Consider the following 20,376-nt stretch of genomic DNA (forward strand, 5'->3'; position numbering starts at 1 on the left):
GCCGCGCCCTTGTCCGCTGAGTTGGACGTTTTTGTTGTTGTAGGGGGCGCATAGGTTTTCGGGCAGGGGCCGCTTTATGCCCTGTACGGCCTCGAGCGTGGGGGCGAATGTTCCGATCTTTGGTCGGGCGGTCCTTTGCCTTGTCCCTTGGTCATAGGGGCAAAAATGCAACGTCTTTGCCTATTTCCCTCATCCCGGGAAATCATTCGCGGCGGCGATGTTCCCTCAGGGGTTGAGGCGTTCTATCAAGGTGCTCAGTTTTTAAACAAATGAGCATTTGAACGCCGCCCTATGGTGACCCCGCTTTCCGACCGCTACCTCCTCCTGAAAGAGCAACGACCAGACATCAAGCCGACCGAGATGCTGCAGGTCTTGGCGCAGGAGATGGGGCTGAACAACCTGTCATATCTGGGGTTTCACAAGACCAACCCTGGCAACAGCGATCCGGTCATTCACACGACCTATGACCCCGCTTGGCTGACGCGCTACCAAGAGGAAAGCTATCATTTGATCGACCCGGTGGTCGACCAATCCCTTGAGGGCACCTTGCCCGTGGATTGGAGCGAATTGCCCAAGGTCGACCGGACCACCCGCAATTTTTTCGGGGAGGCGATGGAGTTTGGCGTGCGTCAAAACGGTGTTTCGATCCCTATTCGGGACCACCTGCACGGAAAGGCGGTGCTGACGCTGAACTCTGACCTGCGCATTCATGAATGGCGCAAATACAAGCGTGGCATCATCGCCGATGCGATCTATCTGGGCTGTTTGATCCAAAGTGACATCGTGGCGAATCTTGCCAGCGCCCCGCCGGGGCCGCGGTTAAGTACCCGCGAGAAGGAAGTGCTAAAATGGGCCGCCGTGGGCAAAACCGCGTGGGAAACGGGGCAGATCATGACGGTGGCGGCGAGCACGGTGAACCACCACCTCTATAATGCCTGCGCAAAGCTGCAGGTGACCAACAAGACCCATGCGGTGGCTAAGGCAATCCGGGCGCAAATCATCACGATCTGACCGACCGCGTGGGCAGGGCTTGGCGGTGGCTTCGCCGCGCGGTAAGCCGCCGTCAAGCATAGGAGAACGACATGGAACTGCGCGACAAACGTATTTTGGTTACCGGCGGCAGCGACGGGATCGGGCGGCACATCTGCCTGAAACTGGCAGAGACAGGCGCGCGGCTGGCCATTCTGGGCCGCGATGAGACGCGGTTGCAGGCGGTGGCCGAAGCCTGCACAGCCGCAGGCGCAGCAGAGGCCGTGGGGCTGACCTGCGATCTGCAAGACCCATCGGCGATCGACCATACCGCGGCGCAGGTATTGGCGCGCTTTGGCGGGCTCGATATCCTGATCAACAACGCCGGGATTTGGCACAAGGCTGGGCCGCTCGACACAATCGCGCCTGAGATGCTGCAGGCCACGGTGCAGACCAATCTGACCGGTCTGATGCAGATGACACAGGCCACTCTGCCCGCGCTGCGCGACAATGACGAGGCGATCATCCTCAATGTCGTGTCAAAATCCGGTGTCGTGGCGCAGGCGGGGCAGTCGGTTTATACGGCCACGAAATACGGCGTGCGCGGCTTTACCGAGGTGCTGAAGGCGGATGAGGAAAACACCGGCGTGCGGGTTGGCGGGCTGTATCAGTCGGGGACCAATACCGCCATGTTCGCCAAGGCCGGAGAGGATGTGCCGAACCACATTTTCACCGAACCGGATGATCTGGCCGATGTGGTAGTCTTTGTCCTCTCACGTCCGCCGAAACTGTGGATCCACGACATCCGCATCGAACTTTAACCGCGAAGGGCGCGCTTAGTCGGTGCCTTGCAGCGCGCCTTGGGCCGCTTGCGGGGCGGGCTCTGCCTCGGCCCCGATGCCGAATTCGACATGGAAGGTCGATCCGACACCTGCCTCGCTTTCGTAAAACAGATCACCCGCCATCTGCCGCGCCAGTTGGCGGGAGATATGCAGGCCGAGGCCAGAGCCTTGGGTCGATTTCTGACCGTCGTCGTCAAGTTGTCCGAAGCGGCCAAAGACCCGCTCCTCCATCCCCTCAGGGATGCCGCGCCCATGATCGCGGATAGAGATCCGCACCCGGCCTTGGTGCGCCGTCAGCCGGCCCTCCACGGTGTCGCCAACATGGGAGAATTTCACTGCGTTCGAGATCAGATTGTCGACCACCTGCCGGATCGCAAAGGCATCGCCCAAGACCACGGCAGGCTGCGTGATCTTGCCGATATCCAGCCTGATGCCGCGCTCATGCGCGTACATGCGGTTTTCTTCGATGCTTTCGCGCAGCAGGGCGGGCAGGTCGACGGGCAGCCACTCAAGAGCCAGCGCCTGTACCTCAAGCTTTTGCACCAGCAGGATATTATCAACCAGACGGGACAGGCGGACCCCATTGCGATGGGCAATGTCGAGCGAGGAACGCAGCGGGCCTTTGACCTCGCCCAGTTTGCCACTGAGCGCCAATGCCAAGCCGCCCTTCAGTGAGGTCAGCGGCGTGCGCAACTCATGGCTGACGACCGAGATGAATTCATCCTTGGCCCGGTTGGCCTCATCGGCCTCTTTCAGCGCTTGCTCAAGGGCCGTGGTGGTGGCGATCTGGTCGGTGACATCGACGAAGGTGACGCTCCAACCGATGGCGGGGCCGGCGGGGGAGAGCGGGTTTTCGATGGGGTGAATGCGCGGCTCATAGAGGCGTTCATCGCAGGTGATATGGGCAGAGGCGGTCTGCGCCGTTTGCGCCTTTATCCCCGCGATCAGATCATTGCCCAAGGTCGGATCCGTCAAAAGCCCGCTGCGCTTGGCCGCGGCGTTCGAGCGAATGACGCGCCGCCGCGCGTCCAATAGGATGAGTGGTTCGCTCATCGTGTCGAACAGGGTCGATTGCCCGACAGAGGGCATGTCCATTGTTTTGTTGGTCACCAGCAGCCATGAAAAGGCGAAGATGCCCAAGGTGAACATGAAGGCCGTCGGATCAAGGCCAAGGACCGTGAAGCCGAACAGCGCATAGGCCGCGTTCGCGCCCAGTGGGATCAGGGTGATCACCACCAGCATCGTCAGCAGCGGCCAAGCGGCCCGTTTCGCCCGCAAAAATGCGCGCCCTAGCCAAATGAGCGTCGCCATCACAAAGCAATAGAGCACCGCAAGGACAAGGAAATATACCGCGCCATGCTCAAAGGTGATTTGATCCTCGCCGGGCTGAATCGCGGTCTCGACGGTATAGATCAGGTGGTGCCAGCCGTTCGTCGCGGCGAGGACAACGGCCATCAGCGGCACAGCGATCAGGGCCAAAAGGCTGGCCCGGCCACGCGCATGGTTCGAGGGGCCGACATACTCGAAAATAAAGAACGACCACGCGACGGGAACCAGAGCATGACCCAGCCACGCCAATTGCGCCTGTTGCATCTGGCAGGCGTAGCCGGGCGTTGCGGCTTCGGCTCCGACCATCATCAGGGTCCAGATCATCCCGGCGAAGGTTAGTGCATAGTAAACCTTGCCATGGAACTCTTGAAACTTGAGCGTCCATAGGGCGACAGCCGCAGCGATCACGCTGACGGCAAGCACGGCCCAATAGACCGGGTCAAGCATTAGCCCTTGAAAACACGTTAGCATTGCGGAGTTACCTATGAACCAAATTGAATATGCGCAGATCAGCATTGGAATGCGGCGCAAGTTTGGCGTTCTAGTGGCGTATTAAGGCAGGGCGGCGCAACCCTTGGATGTGAAGGGCGTCATTTAGTAGCGTCACTGTCACCCATGGGGCGATGCGATCTGATCTCTTAACAGGGGCGAAGAGGCGTTCAGAATGGGCCACGCGGTGGGGTAAGCGTGCAGCGGCGGGCCGCAGAAACCGTCACATGTGCCGAAGGAAGGGCTTCCCCGGCGGCTCAGCACGTATCAGGGTTTTACTATATGAAATTACCGCCAAAAAGAACCCACTCGAACACGGTTTCGACGCATTCCTCGCGCAACACTGGCTGCATTATCTTGAGGTTTAAAAAATGCTGACAGTGGCTCATTCTATGCACTCTGACCACGATATGACGCTGGTCTTGCTTGCCGCGCTTTTGTGCGCATTCGGCAGCTGGGTGATCGCAAATCTCTACCGACACGGGCTCAAGCAGACACCGCGTCAGGCGTTGTTGTGGTATTTTCTGACCGCCGTGACCTCTGGCATCGCCATTTGGTGCACGCATTTCATCGCCATGTTGGCCTATCAGCCCGATGCGCCGGTAAGCTTCGACTTCGGCCTTACCTTCGCCTCGTTGGTGATCGCAATTACCGGATCTACGGTGGGCATTCTCATTGCGGGGATGTTTCGCAGGTGGGTCACGACCGTGATCGGTGGGGTGATCTTGGGGCTGTCGATCTCGGCCATGCATTACACCGGGATGATCGCCTATCGGATTGAGGGGATCATTCACTGGGATAAGAGCTATCTTGTCGCCTCGGTTCTGCTGGCCATGGTGCTGTCGACCGTGGCTTTGTTCTTTGGCGCGCAGGGCGACAAATACGCTCGGTCGAAAATGACGGCGAGCTTTGCCTTGGCGATCGTCGGTCTGCACTTTACCGGGATGGCTGCATTTCATGTGACACCGACAACCTTGATCGGCGGCCATAGCAACCCTGATGAGTACAGACTGCTGGCGCTGGTCATCGCGGGGACGGCTGCGATGATCGTGATGGGCGGGCTGTTCACCTATTTCATCGAAAACCGCACACGGTTGGAGAACATCGTCGAATTGCGCCAAGCCCGGGATGAGGCCCGCGATGCCAGCCGCGCCAAGTCAGAGTTCATGAGTGTTCTGAGCCACGAGTTGCGCACGCCGCTAACGATCATCAACGGCTACGCCAGCTTTCTGACGGGGCTCAAGGGCCATACCATCGCCAAGCTGAAGCCGAACGAGCAAATCTCGAAGGTGCATTTTGAAGAACTGGGGGACCAGACAGAGCGTTATGGCGGCCGTATCAAATCTGCGGGCGACCATTTGTTAACCATCATCAATGAACTCCTCGACTATACCAGTATCGAGCTTAACTCGATCAAGCTTAACAAAACCTCTTTTCAGGCTGGCGAACTGCTGGCCGAGTTGGAGGAGCAGTTTCAGGGCCTGGCCAAGGAAAAGCAGGCGGTGCTGGAGATCGAATGTGATGACTTCGACGTTTTCGCCGACCGTGGGCGCTGCAAACAGATCCTGATCAACCTTTTAGGCAACGCGCTGAAGTTTTCATCGGCCTCAAGCATTCGCATGCGAGCCACTAGGGTCGGCGATACCTGCCGACTTGAGGTCGAAGACAACGGCTGCGGGATGCCGGAAGAGGATTTGCAGCGGATCTTCCAAGCCTTCATCCAAGCGGAAACGGCTGCCAAAAGCGCCGATGGCGGCACGGGGCTTGGCCTTGCGATTAGCAAGAAGCTCGCCGCGGCGCATGAGGGGGATATTCAAGTGGAAAGTGCTGTCGGCGTCGGGACGAAATTCACCGTGGACCTGCCCAATTGCGCTTCGGAGATTAGAGTGGAGAATGCGCTCGCCGCGGCGTAGCGGGGGCTATGGCAGGGCAGGCGCGATTTGACGTGGTTGCGCTTGCTTTATACGCGGAAAGCCCAAGGCTCTCCGGGTGCGCTATGGTTTGAATCGCACTGTCGAGGTCTTAATCGCTAATGGCAGCCCCCTTTGTTCGCCGGGGCAACGGAAGCCGGGCGCAACTTTCCCCGCGCATGCGTTGCCCACATATTTCTGAAGCTGCTTGCGGTCCCCCACATCAACGCAGTTTGGTGCAACTTAACTTAAATTAGTATCTCTTTGCTTTTATGTTCTAAATTGAAGGGCTACGATCAATAGTGAAGATGGTAAGTACCGGGGGAGCGGGCCTGTGAGCGGTGGTGAATCGGCGAATGCGCGCGTGCCGAGATCTGCGATTTTTGCAGCGTCGCCCCACGGCTATCTCGTTTTAGATACTGATCTTATGATCATCGACGTGAATGACCGGTATCTTTGCATCACCGGGTCAAAAGCCGATGATCTTATTGGGAAATTGCTGTTCGATGCATTTCCGGATGATCCTTCTGACGCAACGGCGGATGGCACCAACAATCTGCGCAAGTCGCTTGAGATTGTCACCGCCACTGGCAAGCCGCATCGGATGGCCGTTCAGAAATACAATATCCCCATTCGCGACAGCGTCGACGGGGCCTTTGAAGAGAAGTATTGGCAGCCGTTCAACGTGCCTGTTTTCCTAGACGGCCAGCTGATCGCGCTTATTCACCATGTCGAAGATGTTACCTCGGAATTCATTGGTCGCCGCGACCAAGCGATACGGCTCAATCTGGCAAAACAGGTGTCGGGTGTCGGCTATGGAGAACTGGACCTTCAGACCGGCACCGCGAATGTATCGCATGAGTTGGCCGATCTTTTCGGCTATCCCGATACTGAGGGAACCTTTCCGATCACCAAGCTTTTTGAGCGTATCCATCCCGATGATCTGGAGTATGTGAAGAAGAGCCTAGAAGGGGTCACGGCCAATGATGCTACGGTAAACGCCGACTATCGGATCGTCTTGCCCCAAGGGGATATTCAATGGCTGAACACACGCGGCGAAGTGCTTTTTGAGCATGGCAAACCCGCGCGGTTCATCGGTGCGTCCCTCGATCTGACCCATTCCAAAAAGCGCGAAGAGGTCTTGCAGAAAACACTGACCGAGAGGGACAAACTTCTTGAGCAGAAAGAAACGCTGCTGGGGGATGTAAACCACCGGATCAAGAACAGCCTGCATCTGGTGTCGAGCATCCTGCGCCTTGAAGCCGCATCGGTGGAAGACGACCACGTCAAACACAGCCTCCAGCAGGCCTCTTTGCGGGTGCATGCCGTAAGCTCGGTTCATGAACTTATCTATAAATCGCAAAACGTTACCCATTTGGATGTCGGTGAATACATCCCGCAACTCGTCGACTTTCTTTCAACCAGCACAGAGACCGACAGCAGGCGGATTGAGAATGTTGTCGACGCGCAGGCGGTCGTTCTTTCGACGGATCTGGCGATCAACCTTGCGCTGCTGACTAATGAGCTTGTGACCAACGCGCATAAACATGCCTTCATCGCGCGGGAACAGGGCAGGGTTGATGTTCGTTTGTATCAAGAGGGCGCCCTTTTGACGTTGACGGTATCGGACGATGGGATCGGCAGCGCGAAAGGTTTAGAGAGGGTCGGTCTCGGTTCGAAGATAGTGGCGGGCATTGTTAGCCAGCTTGGAGCGACGATGGAGAAAAGGGCGACAGAGCATGGGTATTGCGTCGAGATTGAGATCCCCATGCCTGCCGGGTAATGCCCGGTGAATATCCTGATTGTCGAAGATGAATTTCTGATTGCCTTGGATCTTCAGATGCAGATCGAACAGCTTCAGCATTCCGTTCTTGGCCCGGTCAAGGATTTCGCGGGTTGCCGGGAGGTGGTGGCGCAGTCTCGTCCGGACTTGGCGTTCATGGACCTTCGACTGGCGAATGGAGAATCCGGCGAGGACCTCGCGCAGTGGCTGCTGAACGAATACACTATTCGCTGCATCTTCATGAGCGGCAATCTGGACGAACCGACCCAAACACGGCTGAGAGGCTTGAGCCGATTGCCATGCTCGGCAAGCCCACTTTCCCGCATCTGATCGCAGCAGCGATCGACGATCTCGCGCGCGGGTAAGTGGGCGCAGGTATACGTGGCGGAAATTGGCGCTCCCTGAAGGATTCGAACCCTCGACCTGCCGATTAGAAGTCGGCTGCTCTATCCAGCTGAGCTAAGGGAGCACTCGGCCGCTTATAGGGGCAAGCCTTGCCCTGCATCAAGAGGAACCCGACGCGGGCCGGGTGGGTTGAGCCGTCATTGACATATAACCCAACGGAGGAAGCCATGTATCTGCGCAATATCCTACTCGGGGCCGCTTTGGCCGCAACGGGCGCCGTAGCGGCGCAGGCCGAAGGCCATATGCAAACGGCAGCATCCGCTCAGGTGGCGGGCAATTCGGATGATATCTCAGGCACTGTTACCCTGAACACGACCGCCTCGGGCCGGACCCTGGTCAAGATCGACGTGGCGGGCGTGCCCGCGGGCACCCATGGCGTGCACTTGCATGAAACCGGCGATTGTTCTGCGGATGATTTCAAATCTGCAGGGGGCCATATCGCGGGGGACCACAAGCATGGTGTGCTCGTCGAAGGCGGGCCGCATCCGGGTGACATGCCCAATATGGAAGTGGGAGAAGATGGCGTGCTTCAGGCCGAAGTCTTTCTCGATCTACTCGATATCGAGACCATGATCAAAGATGAGGACGGCGCGGCTTTCATTATTCACAGCGGTGCGGACGACTACGAATCGCAGCCCTCCGGCGATGCGGGCTCGCGCATTGCCTGCGGGGCCTTTGAGGCTTCGTAAAGGGAACTGAGACTTGGCACCCCGGTCTCGTGTAATCGGGGGTGGGGTGTCGAATCGGCGTGGTTGCCGCTGATCCGCGCGGGAAGACATGAAGCGGACGGCATGTCAGTGGGGTGCTGGAAAGAACCGGACTCTCGCACTCAGACTACCGCGCAGCGACGGGCGTAAGTCGAGAGACCAGCGCCCATGCGAGGGGTGTCATATCTAGCGGAGTGAGGGTTAAATAGTGCTGCTGGAGAGAATTGAACTCTCGCACTCAGACTGCCGCGCAGCGGCGGGCGTAAGTCGAGAGACCAGCGCCTAAGCTAGGCAAGGCATATCTAGCGGAATGACAAGTAAATGGTGCTGCTGGAGAGAATTGAACTCTCGACCTCTCCCTTACCAAGGGAGTGCTCTACCTCTGAGCTACAGCAGCGCCGTGGGCGGGTGATTAGCCGCAATCGAAAGGGGGTGCAACCCCTGATCTGGACCCTTCTTGCACCCTGCGCTAGATAGGCGGCATGGCAAAGCAAAACGCCCCGGAAAAGAACGCGAAAACACCCTCTGCGCGGGAGGCGCGGCTGAAGGCTGCGCTCAAGGCGAATATGGCCCGGCGCAAGGCGCAGGCCCGTGCGCGGGCCGAGGATGTGGCGCAGGATACAGGCAATGGCCCCAACGGGTCGGAAAAGGACAGCTGAACGATGGATTCCATTCTGGTCAAAGGCGGCGGTGCGCTGAACGGGCAAATTCCCATCGCGGGGGCCAAGAACGCCTGTCTGGCGTTGATGCCCGCAACATTGCTGAGCGAAGAGCCACTGACGTTGACCAACGCGCCGCGGCTGAGCGACATCCGCACCATGACTGAACTGCTGCGCTCTCTGGGGGCGGAAGTCACCTCAATGCAAGACGGCAAGGTCATCACGATGGCCAGCCATGGGCCGATCAATACCCGTGCGGAATATGACATCGTGCGCAAAATGCGCGCCTCTAACCTCGTGCTTGGGCCGTTGTTGGCGCGGGAAGGCCATGCCGAAGTCTCGCTGCCCGGCGGCTGCGCGATTGGCGCGCGTCCGATGGATATCCATACCGATGGGCTGGCCAAGATGGGCGCGGAAATCGATCTGCGCGATGGCTATCTCTACGCCAAGGCCGAAGGCGGCAAGCTTAAGGGCGCCGTGATCGATTTCCCCTTTGCCTCTGTCGGGGCGACCGAGAATATCCTGATGGCCGCGACGCTGGCCAAGGGGACCACCGTTATCAACAACGCCGCGCGGGAGCCTGAGATCGTCGATCTGGCAGACTGCCTGCGGGCCATGGGCGCGCAGATTGAGGGTGACGGCACACCGAGCATCACCATTCAGGGCGTCGACAGCCTGCATGGCGCGACCCACAAGGTGGTAACCGACCGAATCGAGCTTGGCACCTATATGTTGGCGCCCGCCTTTTGCGGCGGCGAGGTCGAACTGCTGGGTGGGCGGATCGACTTGCTGCAAGCCTTCTGTGAAAAGCTCGACGCGGCAGGGATTGAAGTGACTGAGACCGAAGCAGGCCTCAAGGTCGCGCGGCGCAACGGGCGCATCTCGGCGGTGGATGTCACGACAGAGCCTTTCCCCGGCTTCCCGACAGACCTTCAGGCGCAAATGATGGCGCTACTCTGCACGGCGGAAGGGACCTCCGTGTTGGAGGAAAAGATTTTCGAAAACCGCTTCATGCATGCGCCAGAACTGATCCGCATGGGCGCGCGGATTGACGTGCACGGCGGCACGGCCAAGGTCACCGGGGTTGAAAAGCTCAAAGGTGCGCCGGTTATGGCGACCGATCTGCGGGCGTCGATCTCACTCATCCTGGCCGGGTTGGCCGCCACCGGAGAGACCACGGTCAGCCGGGTCTATCACCTTGATCGCGGCTATGAGCATGTGGTGTCCAAGCTGCGCGGCGTGGGTGCGGATATCGAAAGGATCAGCAGCAAATGACCGAAGATGCACGTTTCGAAGACGGCCGCGAAGCGCCGTTGAACCTCGGCGCATTGGATGCCGAGGATCTCACGGTGATCGCCTCGCTGACCCAAGACGCGGTCTTTCCCGCCTCTGAAATGCGCTGGCACCGCACCGGGGCGCGCTTTGCCTTGCTGCTGAACCGCTTGCGGCACGAAGACACGGGTGCTGCACGGCATGCGCCTGAACGTGTGCAATCAATACTGATGTTCAACAATGTGCAGCGTGTGGCGAGCCAAGGCGTGCCCAAGGGCGATGCCGATACGATCCTATCGCTGCTCGACATCACCTTTGAGGAAAGCGACGCACCTTCAGGCCATGTCACCCTGACATTGGCCGGGGATGGCGCGATCCGATTGGAAGTCGAAGCGCTTGAAGGGACACTTAAGGACGTGACCCGTCCCTATGTCGCCCCCTCCAAAAAACGGCCCGTTCACCCCGAGTGACATCCCGTCACGGTGGCAAGGATCGCGAGATGCCTGAACTCAAACAGAATAGATTTACCCGGGGGCGCGTTGCGGCCCTCATGACCGAAGCCACCGGCTGGGCGCTTTTGCTGCTTGGGGTGGCGCTGGCGGTGCGGCATCTGTTGGGCACGGTCACATTACCGGGGCTTTTGGCTCCTGCGGCGGCGATTGCGGGCGGGCTGTTTGCCATTCTGGCAGCCCATGTCGCCCGCGCCGTTTTTGACAACGCCCAAGATACCCGCGCCATGCGTTTGGCGCAGCGCTCCGCCCCCAGTGCCGCTGTCAAGACATCGGGCCTGCGGGCCGAACCCAGCCTGCGCCGTCCTTCCGCGCCTTGATACCTTTGGGCCAGCCCGCTGCGGTGGCCCCCTTTCCGAAAGCCTGCACCCATGCCCGTCACCCTTGATGCCTCCGCCCCCGATTTCGAAGCGGCCTTTGACAAACTGCTGAATGCCAAGCGCGAGGACAGCCCCGATGTCGATGCCGTGGTGGCGGATATCATCGCCGATGTGCGCGCGCGTGGTGACGCCGCCGTGATCGAACTATCGCAAAAATTCGACCGCGTGACCCTCACGCCTGCTACCCTGCGCATCACTGCCGCAGAAGTCGACGCCGCCGTGGCCGAAGTCTCTCCCGAAGACCGCAGGGCACTGGAACTCGCCGCCGACCGCATCCGCGCCTACCACGCACGGCAGCTGCCCGACGACGCCGAGTGGACGGATCCCGATGGCGCCACGCTGGGTTGGCGCTGGACACCGGTTTCCGCCGCCGGCCTCTATGTGCCGGGCGGGCTGGCGAGCTATCCGTCTTCTGTCCTGATGAACGCCATCCCCGCCAAGGTCGCAGGCGTCGAGCGCCTTGCCATGGTCGTGCCCACGCCCGATGGCGTGTTGAACCCGCTTGTGTTGCTCGCCGCTCGCATCGCCGGGGTGGATGAGATTTACCGCATCGGCGGCGCGCAGGCCGTGGCGGCGCTGGCTTACGGCACCGATACGATCCCCCCGGTGGACAAGATCACCGGCCCCGGCAACGCCTTTGTCGCCGCCGCCAAACGGCGTGTCTTTGGCAAGGTCGGCATCGACATGATCGCCGGCCCCTCGGAAATCCTCGTCATCGCCGATGGGGGCAACGACCCCGATTTCATCGCCCTTGATCTGCTGAGCCAAGCCGAGCACGATGAGAGCGCCCAGAGCATCCTCATCACCACGGATGCAGGCTTTGCCCGTGCCGTGGAAGAAGCCGTCGAAAAGCGTCTTCTGACCTTGGAGCGTCGCGCAATCGCGGGTGCCAGCTGGCGTGACAACGGGGCGATCATCACCGTGCCGGACCTCGACGCCGCCGCAGCCCTAAGCAACCGTATCGCGCCCGAACACCTCGAGCTGTGCGTGGCGGACCCAAAGGCGCTGTCGGAAAAGATCACCCATGCGGGCGCGATCTTCCTTGGCCAATGGACGCCGGAGGCGATTGGCGATTACGTCGGCGGGCCGAACCACGTTCTGCCCACGGCGCGGTCGGCGCGCTTCTCTTCGGGGCTGTCGGTGTTGGATTTCATGAAGCGCACCACATTGGCTCAGATGTCGCCCGAAGCCCTTAAAGCCATCGGCCCGGCGGCAGAGCGGTTGGCCCAGTCAGAGAGCCTTGAGGCGCATGGCCTCTCGGTCACCGCGCGCCTGCGCAAGCTGAACGACTAGGGCAGGGGGGGCAGGGGGCGCAGAGACCGCCTGCGCAGGAGGCAGGGCGCTGCCCGCTATGCCCGCCGGGCGCGACATTTGCCACCGGGCATGCGCTCGCGCATTGCCCCCTTCCCACCGCTGCGCTATCCACGAAAGGGTATCGCCAGCAAAAAGGATGCGCCATGACCCGCATCATCCATATCGCGCTTGATGACGCGAACATGCCGCCCCCCACGCCTGAGATCGATCAGGAGCGTAAGGTGGCCATGTTCGACCTGCTGGAAGAGAACAGCTTTGTCCTGCCCGAACGAGAGAAGGGCCCGGTGCCCGAAGGGCCCTATCATCTATCCCTGTCCATACGTGACAAGCGGCTGGTCTTTGATGTGGAGACAGAAGCGGCTGAAAAAGCAGCAGAATTCCACCTTTCCCTCGGCCCGTTCCGGCAGGTGGTGAAGGATTACTTCCAAATCTGCGAAAGCTATTTCGAGGCGGTCAAAAAGCTGCCCCCCAGCCAGATCGAGACGATCGACATGGCCCGGCGCGGCATCCACAACGAAGGCTCCCGCGTGCTGCAAGAGCGCCTGTCGGGCAAGGCCGAGATCGACACCGACACCGCGCGGCGGCTCTTTACCCTGATCTGCGTTTTGCATTTCGGCGGATAAATGAAGCAGCTGCTGCCTCAGTCCGTTCTCTTTTGCTGCGACCATAACGCCGTCCGTTCGCCCATGGCCGAAGGCTTGATGAAGAAATTCTACGGCACCGGCACCTATGTGCAGTCCGTGGGCGTCAAGAACGACATGGAGATCGACGGCTTTTCCATCGCCGTGTGCAGTGAATTGGATGTGGAGTTGGACCGGCATCGCAGCCGCAGTTTCGATGAGATGGAGGAATGGGGCGACGATCTGGGGTCATTCGACCTTGTGATCGCGCTCAGCCCCGCGAGCCAGCGCCGGGCGCTGGAACTGACGCGGTTTTACCATCTCGACGTGGAATATTGGCCGATCCTTGATCCCACGGGACTGGGCGAGAGCCGCGAGGCCAAACTCACCCAGTTTCGCGCCGCCCGCGATCAGATCGTCGGACGGCTGATTGACCGGTTCGGACCGCCGCTGAACGAAAGCTGAGCGATCAGGTGTTGGAGCAGGCCGCCGCGGCGCTCTGGCCATAGGCTTTCCACGTGCTCCAGAAGGCGTTGTCGCTTTTGTTGTCGGACTGACGCATTTCCTGCAAACGGTGCGGGTCGCGGAAAATCTTGGCGCCTTGGCGCTGATCCGAGCGCGACAATGTCTGATCCGCCACTGCCTGCACGCAGCCACAACGCGCATGGCTGGAGCCGCGGCGCCCATCGGCCAAGCAGGCCTTTTGAATTGGTCCCGTGGCGAAAAGCACCGGCGTCGGGGAGAAACGTCCTACGGCGGCATCGCTGGAATAACGTGATCCGCCACAACCCGCCAAGACGACGAGCGCCATCAAACTTGCAACTGTCCGCATTGATTTGCCCTATTGTTTTGGACCATGGGGTTTTCCCCTTGTCGGCCCGGTCTGCTCTGCCCATCACTATGCCGCAAAATGGGGCTTCGCGCAATTCTCCTTTGGGGGCAAAGCACCTTGGCCTGCGATAAAGCGCCGCGAAGGGCGCGAAGCGGGCTCTGGCACGCTCAAGGCCAATTGACGCAGGCGCGGCACTGCGCCATATCCCCTTGCATGACACCGCTTGAAAACATCCGCAATTTCTCCATCGTGGCGCATATCGACCACGGCAAATCCACGCTGGCCGACCGGTTGATCCAACTCACCGGTACGGTCGCCGAACGCGACATGCAAAGCCAGCTTCTGGACAACATGGATATCGAGCGGGAGCGGGGCATCACCATCAAGGCCAACACCGTCCGCATCGAATACCCTGCCAAGGACGGCAAAACCTATGTGCTGAACCTGATCGACACGCCCGGACACGTCGACTTCGCCTATGAGGTCGCGCGCTCCATGCATGCGGTCGAAGGTTCGCTGCTGGTCGTCGACGCCACCCAGGGCGTCGAGGCGCAGACGCTGGCCAATGTTTATACCGCCATCGATGCGGATCATGAGATTGTGCCGGTGCTGAATAAGGTCGACTTGCCCGCCTCTGACCCCGACCGCGTGCGCGAACAGATCGAGGACGTGATCGGCATCGACGCCTCCGAGGCCTGTCTGATCTCAGCCAAAACCGGCGTCGGCATCCCCGACGTGCTGGAAGCGATCGTCAATAAACTGCCCGCGCCCAAGGGCGGCGACCCCGATGCGCCGCTCAAAGCGATGCTGGTGGACAGTAAATATGACCAATACCTCGGCGTCATCTGTATCGTCCGGATCATCGACGGCACCCTGAAAAAGGGCGACCGCATTCGCATGATGAAGACCGGCGGCACCTATGACGTGGACGATGTGGGCGTTTACCGGCCCAAGATGACCGGCGTCGAAAGCCTCGGCCCCGGCGAGATCGGTTATCTCAACGCCTCGATCAAACAGGTCCGCGACACCCGCGTCGGCGATACGATCACCCATGAAAAGCGCAAGTGTGAAACCCCGCTGCCGGGCTTTAAGCCCTCGGTGCCGGTGGTTTTCTGCGGTCTCTTCCCGGTCGACGCCAATGATTTCGAAGACATGCGCGATGCGATCGAAAAGCTTGCCCTGAACGATGCCTCCTTCACCTATGAGATGGAAACCTCTGCCGCGCTTGGCTTTGGCTTCCGCTGCGGCTTCCTTGGCCTGCTGCACCTCGAAGTGATCCGCGACCGGCTTGAGCGTGAGTATGACATCGACCTGATCACCACCGCCCCTTCGGTGATCTATCACGTCCACATGAAGGACGGCACGATGCAGGAGCTGCACAACCCCGCCGACATGCCCGACATGACGTTGGTGGGCCACATGCAAGAGCCGCGGATCAAAGCGACGATCCTCGTGCCCGATGAATACCTCGGCGACGTGCTGAAGCTCTGCCAAGACCGCCGCGGCATTCAGGAAGACCTGACCTATGCCGGTTCGCGGGCGATGGTCGTCTATGACCTGCCGCTGAACGAGGTGGTGTTTGATTTCTACGACCGGCTGAAGTCGGTCACCAAGGGCTACGCCAGCTTCGACTACCAGATGATCGGCTACCGGCAGGACAATCTGGTCAAGATGCAGATCCTCGTGAACGACGAGCCGGTCGATGCGCTCTCGACCATGGTGCACCGCGACCGCGCCGAGATGCGCGGCCGGGCGATGGTGGAAAAGCTCAAAGACCTGATCCCGCGCCACATGTTCAAGATCCCGATCCAAGCGGCCATTGGCGGCAAGGTCATCGCGCGCGAGACGCTATCCGCGATGCGCAAGGACGTGACGGCGAAGTGCTATGGTGGTGACGCCACGCGGAAGAAGAAGCTGCTGGAGAAGCAGAAGGCCGGTAAGAAGAAGATGCGGCAGTTCGGGAAGGTCGACATCCCGCAGGAGGCGTTTATTTCCGCACTGAAAATGGACAGCTAAGAGCTGGCTATTTTCAGTGCGCGCGGGAGGCAGCGTATTGCGCAGCAATGCGCGTTCCCGCTCGGTTGTGTTTGGGGGCCGTTGGCCGATCCTGGGCCTGAGCCCGGCAAAGGCTTTCATGAAGCGTTTGAAATATAGTTGGGCGGTGCCCACGAATTGCGCCTTGGCGCTCGGGTGCCGTAGCCGATTGCTGACCTATCGGCACAGTCGTCGTACGAATGTGGTCTCTTTCAATGTATTCGAAAGGTGCATTTCACTGCGTGCAGAGCCATCGCAGCTATCCCCCCTAGTGCTTTGATCCGCAATACCTTACGTTTCACTGGATCAGAAGCAAATTGGTTCAATATGAGAAAGTCGTTTACTGAGGTTCAGAAGATTGGCTTGGCTGTTGCCGTTTTGTTGTCAGTCTCGACTGCTCATCTAGCAGGATTCGTGTATGCTGGCCCGCGTGATTTAGTCTTATTTCTCGATTCAACGTTCCTGTTTTTGTTTGCGACTACCTTCACAATTAGTGTTTTCACTTCCTCCTTTCTTTCGACGGTACTATCTTGGGGCCTCGTAGCTATTGTTTCGGAAATGGCCGCTCAGTTTTCTAGGCGGTCAAAGAAGCGAAAACAAAAGTTTAGGACTCTCGCGCGAAATGCTTCTAGCGCGCGTATCACGGTGTTTGCTGCGCTATTTATTTTCGTCTTTAGCGAAGTGTACTATGGAAGTTCCTTCTTCCTTTTCGGATCAAGGAGTTTTGCTTGGGTTCTCTTGGGGCTAATGTTTGCGGCCATTACCGGCTTCGTGCTGCAGCAACGTCAAACCGTTTCTACAAAGCGCTGGCTCTTACGGCTCCCTTTTTCGGAATTTGTGAGGTCGTTGCTCAGGTCCGAAAATAGATATACATCCGTAGGTCTTGGTCTGATGGTGATCGGATGGGCGGTTCTCGCTATCAGCTTTATGCTCGGACAAGAAAAGCTGTATTCGAGGTTAATTAACTCGAGGGCACATATTGAAAGTACCGATCGTAGCCTGTTTTATATTCTGTTTTCGTCAGGCGATGGTTTCTTGGTCTTTAATGCCAACCAAGGAAAATGTCATTCGGATGCAATGTATGCTTTTCTACCTTTGCCAAATGTTCAGCGGGTCAATCTGATCGCTGAGCGTCCTGAGGTCCACTATTGTCGGTAAGTTATACGAGATTTGGAGCGCCAAACCTGATCTGGGTTCGGGCACGGTGGCAGCCGCTGACCTCTCATCCTCGCTCCAAACCAATGTACACCGCCACCACCATATGCGACCTTCCTCCCCAACCACCCCGCCACAGGACCCCCACCCATGACCACCCCCTGCATCCTCTGCGTCGCCATCACCGGCTCCGTGCCCACCAAAGCCGCGAACCCCGCCGTGCCGATCTCGATCTCCGAACAGGTCGAATCCACCCACGAAGCCTATGAAGCAGGGGCCAGCATCTGCCACGCCCATGTGCGCAACGACGACGAGACCCCGTCCTCCGACCCCGATAAATTTGCGCAGCTGATGGAGGGCGTGCAAAAGCATTGCCCCGGCATGATCATCCAGTTCTCCACCGGCGGGCGCTCGGGCGCGGGGCGGGAGCGGGGCGGGATGCTCTCGCTTAGGCCCGACATGGCCTCGCTCTCGGTCGGGTCCAACAACTTCCCGACGCGGGTTTATGAGAACCCGCCGGAACTGGTCGAATGGCTGGCCTCGGAGATGCGGACCTATGAGGTGAAGCCCGAGATCGAAGCTTTTGACCTCAGCCACATCCACAAGGCCGCCGAAATGAACCGCGACGGGCGCATTCCCGACCAGCTTTATGTGCAATTCGTCATGGGCGTGAAAAACGCCATGCCGGTGGACCGTGAGACCTTTGATTTCTACATCCAGACGCTCAACCGCTTCGCGCCCGATGCGCAGTGGTGTGCCGCCGGGATCGGGCCGAACCAGATTGTGCTGAACGAATGGGCCATCGCCGCGGGCGGTCATACGCGGGCGGGGTTGGAGGACAACGTGCGGCTGGACCGCGACAGGCTGGCGCCCTCCAACGCCGCGCTGATCCAGCGGGCGGCTGATTTATGTGCGAAATACGACCGCCCTGTCGCCACGCCTGCACAAGCGCGTGAGATTCTGGGTCTGCGCCCGGCATAGGCTTGCCGTCTGAGAGGCGCTGCGTTGAAATGCGGGGCGGGGCAGCTATGTCCCGTTCCAGTAACCAACAGGAGCCTGAAATGTCCCAGACCCGCCGCCATTTCCTTGCCACCTCCGCCGCCGCTGGCATCGTAACCCTGCTGCCCTTCGCCGCCCGTGCCGCCGCGCATAGTGGTGACACATTCGACACCAGCGCAGGGCCGATCACGGTGCATCCCGTCGACCACGCCTCTATCGTGTTGGAGACGCCCGCGGGCGTGATCTATGTCGATCCGGTGGGCGAGCCCGCGCAGTACAGCGACTTCCCCGCCGCCGATCTGATCCTTATCACCCATGAGCATGGCGACCACTATAATGCCGATACGCTGGCCGCGCTGGCCGGGGATGAGGTGCAGATCATCACCAACCCCGCCGTTTTCGACATGCTGCCCGAGGCGCTTGCCGCCAAGGCCAGTAAGATCGCCAATGGCGAAAGCACCGAGTTTAACGGCCTGCCGATCGACGCGATCCCGGCCTATAACATCACCGAAGAGCGCAAGAAGTTTCACCCCGAGGGGCGCGACAACGGCTATATCCTCGGGTTTGAAGGGTTCCGCGTCTACATCTCGGGGGACACCGAAGACACGCCCGAGATGCGCGGGCTGACCGATATCTCGCTGGCATTCGTGTGCATGAATCTGCCGTTCACTATGGATTCAAACGCTGCCGCCTCTGCCGTGGCTGAGTTCAAACCGACTTACGTCTACCCCTATCACTTCCGGGGCAAAGACGGCGGCACGCAAGACCCCGAAGAGTTCGCCAAGCGGGTCGGCACCGATGTCGAAGTCAAATTCGGTGACTGGTATTAATCTCGAACCCTTTCGGTCACGCCCCAGCGGCGTGACCGTTTTTCCGGGCAGGGCCGATCCATCAGATCAGCCGATTCCGAGGTGCAGAGCGGGGCGTTTGTCTCGCAACCGCCGCCCGCGCTCATTTTTCGCTTAACGAATTCAAGAGCCTAACCGCTCCCTCTTCAGATGGCCGAAGTTTCGCTTGATCGCTTTCGGTCCGCGGACTAGCGTGGCCTGCGACAAATGCGAAACTATATTTTGCATTGCGAAACAAGTCTCTGGGAGGAGCCTACATGACAATCTTTAAACACCTGAGCTGCGCCGCAGCTCTGGCGCTGGCTGGTGGCGCGGTAAGTGCTGAAACCGTATTGATTCACGGTGAAGCCGGGCCCAACCGCGGTGCACGCGCCGACGCTTTGCAGTGGTTCGCCGATCAGGTCGCCGAACGTTCGGACGGCGACATGCGATTCGATATCCAGTGGGGTGGGGCGCTGTTCAAAGCCAATGCCGCTGTGCAATCCATCGCCGATGGCGTGGCTGACACCGGTTCGGTCATCGCGGTCTATTACCCGCAAGAGATGGCCGGTTACGGCATTGCTGACCTGCCGGTGAACAACCCAGACGCTTGGGTTGGCATGCGCGCCACGGATGAGCTGATGCGCTCCAGCCAAGCGATCCAAGACGACCTCGCCGACAAGAACCTCGTCTACATCGGCACTTGGACCACCAGCCAGGTAAACATCGGCTGCAAGGGCGGCGCGATCAAATCCGTGGCGGATATCTCGGGCAAGAAGGTCCGTGGCGTGGGCGCCTACGGTAAGGTTTTCGGCGAGCAGGGCGCGAACATGGTCAACATGTCGATCTATGACGCCTACCAAGGGCTCGACACCGGGCTGATCGACTGTTCGCAGGGCTACAGCTATGCCGTGGCGGCGCTGAAGCAGGCCGAGGTGATGGACAGCTACACGATCCTCGACTGGGGTCAGGTCGGCGGTCTGGGCATCTTCATGAACAAGGACATGCACGACAGCCTGACGCCTGAGCAGCAGGAAACGCTGGCCTCCGTCGGGTCCGACATGGCGGATGAGTTTGGCCGCATGATCACAGAGGCCAACGACAACGCCATCGCTTCGATGAAAGAGCAGGGCGTCGAAGTCATCACCCTTCCCGAAGAAGATCGCGCGCAGCTCGTCGAAGCTGGCAAGAAGTTCCTGGACGAATGGGTGCAAACTGCCAGCTCTGCCGGTCTGCCGGGCGACGAACTGCTGGAAGAGTATAAGGGCCTTATCGCCAAATACACCGAGCAGCGCGATGCCGATGGCTATCCTTGGGAAGCCAAAAGCAACTGATCGCTAA

20 protein-coding genes and 2 tRNA genes are annotated in these 20,376 nt (G+C 59.6%); 18 read left to right on the forward strand and 4 right to left on the reverse strand.

The annotated features are described in order from the left end of the window. Positions 1-291: 291 nt before the first annotated feature. Together O4H31_RS15910 and O4H31_RS15915 are read left to right on the forward strand one after the other, a co-directional pair. On the forward strand, positions 292-1,011 hold the full coding sequence (locus O4H31_RS15910; protein ID WP_269347358.1) for a helix-turn-helix transcriptional regulator: 720 nt from the start codon (positions 292-294) through the stop codon (positions 1,009-1,011). Between the two features lie 71 nt (positions 1,012-1,082). Then, entirely contained in the window at positions 1,083-1,790 is a 708-nt protein-coding gene (locus O4H31_RS15915) for an SDR family oxidoreductase (protein WP_269347360.1), read from the forward strand. Positions 1,791-1,805: 15 nt separating this feature from the next. On the opposite strand, the gene O4H31_RS15920 is transcribed toward O4H31_RS15915, so the two are convergent. Then, positions 1,806-3,587 (reverse strand): histidine kinase N-terminal 7TM domain-containing protein, encoded by a 1,782-nt coding sequence (locus O4H31_RS15920; protein ID WP_269347362.1) that lies wholly within the window; start codon positions 3,585-3,587, stop codon positions 1,806-1,808. A 434-nt stretch (positions 3,588-4,021) separates the two neighbouring features. Here O4H31_RS15920 and O4H31_RS15925 point away from each other — a divergent pair, with 434 nt between their 5' ends. From O4H31_RS15925 to O4H31_RS15935, 3 genes are all read left to right on the forward strand, one after another. Continuing rightward, positions 4,022-5,542 carry an MHYT domain-containing protein gene (locus O4H31_RS15925; protein WP_269347364.1) on the forward strand — a complete coding sequence of 507 codons (1,521 nt, stop codon included), beginning with the start codon at positions 4,022-4,024 and terminating at the stop codon, positions 5,540-5,542. Positions 5,543-5,873: 331 nt separating this feature from the next. Beyond that, positions 5,874-7,322 carry a histidine kinase dimerization/phosphoacceptor domain -containing protein gene (locus tag O4H31_RS15930; protein ID WP_269347366.1) on the forward strand — a complete coding sequence of 483 codons (1,449 nt, stop codon included), beginning with the start codon at positions 5,874-5,876 and terminating at the stop codon, positions 7,320-7,322. Positions 7,323-7,328: 6 nt separating this feature from the next. After that, positions 7,329-7,652: a response regulator gene (locus O4H31_RS15935; RefSeq protein WP_269347368.1), complete on the forward strand. Its 324-nt coding sequence runs from the start codon at positions 7,329-7,331 to the stop codon at positions 7,650-7,652. 62 nt (positions 7,653-7,714) lie between these two features. Here the strand turns inward: O4H31_RS15935 and O4H31_RS15940 are convergent. Then, a tRNA-Arg gene (locus O4H31_RS15940) sits at positions 7,715-7,791 on the reverse strand. Positions 7,792-7,894: 103 nt separating this feature from the next. Between O4H31_RS15940 and O4H31_RS15945 the strand changes: the two genes are divergently transcribed. Then, on the forward strand, positions 7,895-8,416 hold the full coding sequence (locus O4H31_RS15945; protein ID WP_269347370.1) for a superoxide dismutase family protein: 522 nt from the start codon (positions 7,895-7,897) through the stop codon (positions 8,414-8,416). Between the two features lie 340 nt (positions 8,417-8,756). On the opposite strand, the gene O4H31_RS15950 is transcribed toward O4H31_RS15945, so the two are convergent. Further along, positions 8,757-8,831 (reverse strand) — tRNA-Thr (locus O4H31_RS15950). A gap of 85 nt (positions 8,832-8,916) precedes the next feature. Here O4H31_RS15950 and O4H31_RS15955 point away from each other — a divergent pair. The 7 genes from O4H31_RS15955 to O4H31_RS15985 all read left to right on the forward strand — a co-directional run bounded on the left by O4H31_RS15955 (position 8,917) and on the right by O4H31_RS15985 (position 13,653). Next, positions 8,917-9,093 carry a hypothetical protein gene (locus tag O4H31_RS15955; protein ID WP_269347372.1) on the forward strand — a complete coding sequence of 59 codons (177 nt, stop codon included), beginning with the start codon at positions 8,917-8,919 and terminating at the stop codon, positions 9,091-9,093. A 3-nt stretch (positions 9,094-9,096) separates the two neighbouring features. Beyond that, complete coding sequence (gene murA, locus O4H31_RS15960) at positions 9,097-10,368, forward strand: UDP-N-acetylglucosamine 1-carboxyvinyltransferase (protein WP_269347374.1); 1,272 nt, start codon at positions 9,097-9,099, stop codon at positions 10,366-10,368. After that, entirely contained in the window at positions 10,365-10,835 is a 471-nt protein-coding gene (locus O4H31_RS15965; RefSeq protein ID WP_269347376.1) for a DUF2948 family protein, read from the forward strand. The genes murA and O4H31_RS15965 overlap by 4 nt, the downstream gene beginning before the upstream one ends. A 29-nt stretch (positions 10,836-10,864) precedes the next feature. Beyond that, on the forward strand, positions 10,865-11,194 hold the full coding sequence (locus tag O4H31_RS15970; protein WP_243261423.1) for a hypothetical protein: 330 nt from the start codon (positions 10,865-10,867) through the stop codon (positions 11,192-11,194). Between the two features lie 51 nt (positions 11,195-11,245). After that, on the forward strand, positions 11,246-12,547 hold the full coding sequence (gene hisD, locus O4H31_RS15975; RefSeq protein WP_269347378.1) for a histidinol dehydrogenase: 1,302 nt from the start codon (positions 11,246-11,248) through the stop codon (positions 12,545-12,547). A gap of 164 nt (positions 12,548-12,711) precedes the next feature. Beyond that, complete coding sequence (locus tag O4H31_RS15980) at positions 12,712-13,191, forward strand: UPF0262 family protein (RefSeq protein ID WP_269347380.1); 480 nt, start codon at positions 12,712-12,714, stop codon at positions 13,189-13,191. Further along, the gene (locus O4H31_RS15985) at positions 13,192-13,653 is read left to right on the forward strand and encodes a low molecular weight phosphatase family protein (protein WP_269347382.1); all 462 of its coding nucleotides are present in this window, start codon (positions 13,192-13,194) and stop codon (positions 13,651-13,653) included. Positions 13,654-13,657: 4 nt separating this feature from the next. On the opposite strand, the gene O4H31_RS15990 is transcribed toward O4H31_RS15985, so the two are convergent. Next, complete coding sequence (locus tag O4H31_RS15990; RefSeq protein ID WP_067623915.1) at positions 13,658-14,020, reverse strand: hypothetical protein; 363 nt, start codon at positions 14,018-14,020, stop codon at positions 13,658-13,660. Between the two features lie 213 nt (positions 14,021-14,233). Here O4H31_RS15990 and lepA point away from each other — a divergent pair, with 213 nt between their 5' ends. The 5 genes from lepA (at position 14,234) to O4H31_RS16015 (ending at position 20,369) form a co-directional block, all read left to right on the forward strand. After that, the gene (lepA, locus tag O4H31_RS15995; RefSeq protein ID WP_269347384.1) at positions 14,234-16,036 is read left to right on the forward strand and encodes a translation elongation factor 4; all 1,803 of its coding nucleotides are present in this window, start codon (positions 14,234-14,236) and stop codon (positions 16,034-16,036) included. Positions 16,037-16,282: 246 nt separating this feature from the next. Further along, positions 16,283-17,212: a hypothetical protein gene (locus tag O4H31_RS16000; protein WP_269347386.1), complete on the forward strand. Its 930-nt coding sequence runs from the start codon at positions 16,283-16,285 to the stop codon at positions 17,210-17,212. Between the two features lie 147 nt (positions 17,213-17,359). Next, positions 17,360-18,190 (forward strand): 3-keto-5-aminohexanoate cleavage protein, encoded by an 831-nt coding sequence (locus O4H31_RS16005; RefSeq protein WP_269347388.1) that lies wholly within the window; start codon positions 17,360-17,362, stop codon positions 18,188-18,190. Between the two features lie 80 nt (positions 18,191-18,270). Next, the gene (locus O4H31_RS16010) at positions 18,271-19,038 is read left to right on the forward strand and encodes an MBL fold metallo-hydrolase (RefSeq protein WP_269347390.1); all 768 of its coding nucleotides are present in this window, start codon (positions 18,271-18,273) and stop codon (positions 19,036-19,038) included. Positions 19,039-19,313: 275 nt separating this feature from the next. Then, a complete protein-coding gene (locus O4H31_RS16015) occupies positions 19,314-20,369 on the forward strand; it encodes a C4-dicarboxylate TRAP transporter substrate-binding protein (protein WP_269347392.1) in 1,056 nt (351 codons plus the stop codon). Positions 20,370-20,376 lie beyond the last annotated feature (7 nt).

The sequence above is a fragment of the Sulfitobacter dubius genome (assembly GCF_027214245.1).
Lineage (GTDB): Bacteria > Pseudomonadota > Alphaproteobacteria > Rhodobacterales > Rhodobacteraceae > Sulfitobacter > Sulfitobacter dubius_A.

Coding starts and splice junctions, on each gene's coding strand:
- O4H31_RS15910 (WP_269347358.1), top strand. CDS start 292: ATGGTGACCCCGCTTTCCGACCGCTACCTCCTCCTGAAAGAGCAACGA.
- O4H31_RS15915 (WP_269347360.1), top strand. CDS start 1,083: ATGGAACTGCGCGACAAACGTATTTTGGTTACCGGCGGCAGCGACGGG.
- O4H31_RS15920 (WP_269347362.1), bottom strand. CDS start 3,587: ATGCTTGACCCGGTCTATTGGGCCGTGCTTGCCGTCAGCGTGATCGCT.
- O4H31_RS15925 (WP_269347364.1), top strand. CDS start 4,022: ATGCACTCTGACCACGATATGACGCTGGTCTTGCTTGCCGCGCTTTTG.
- O4H31_RS15945 (WP_269347370.1), top strand. CDS start 7,895: ATGTATCTGCGCAATATCCTACTCGGGGCCGCTTTGGCCGCAACGGGC.
- O4H31_RS15955 (WP_269347372.1), top strand. CDS start 8,917: ATGGCAAAGCAAAACGCCCCGGAAAAGAACGCGAAAACACCCTCTGCG.
- murA (WP_269347374.1), top strand. CDS start 9,097: ATGGATTCCATTCTGGTCAAAGGCGGCGGTGCGCTGAACGGGCAAATT.
- O4H31_RS15965 (WP_269347376.1), top strand. CDS start 10,365: ATGACCGAAGATGCACGTTTCGAAGACGGCCGCGAAGCGCCGTTGAAC.
- O4H31_RS15970 (WP_243261423.1), top strand. CDS start 10,865: ATGCCTGAACTCAAACAGAATAGATTTACCCGGGGGCGCGTTGCGGCC.
- hisD (WP_269347378.1), top strand. CDS start 11,246: ATGCCCGTCACCCTTGATGCCTCCGCCCCCGATTTCGAAGCGGCCTTT.
- O4H31_RS15980 (WP_269347380.1), top strand. CDS start 12,712: ATGACCCGCATCATCCATATCGCGCTTGATGACGCGAACATGCCGCCC.
- O4H31_RS15985 (WP_269347382.1), top strand. CDS start 13,192: ATGAAGCAGCTGCTGCCTCAGTCCGTTCTCTTTTGCTGCGACCATAAC.
- O4H31_RS15990 (WP_067623915.1), bottom strand. CDS start 14,020: ATGCGGACAGTTGCAAGTTTGATGGCGCTCGTCGTCTTGGCGGGTTGT.
- lepA (WP_269347384.1), top strand. CDS start 14,234: ATGACACCGCTTGAAAACATCCGCAATTTCTCCATCGTGGCGCATATC.
- O4H31_RS16005 (WP_269347388.1), top strand. CDS start 17,360: ATGACCACCCCCTGCATCCTCTGCGTCGCCATCACCGGCTCCGTGCCC.
- O4H31_RS16010 (WP_269347390.1), top strand. CDS start 18,271: ATGTCCCAGACCCGCCGCCATTTCCTTGCCACCTCCGCCGCCGCTGGC.
- O4H31_RS16015 (WP_269347392.1), top strand. CDS start 19,314: ATGACAATCTTTAAACACCTGAGCTGCGCCGCAGCTCTGGCGCTGGCT.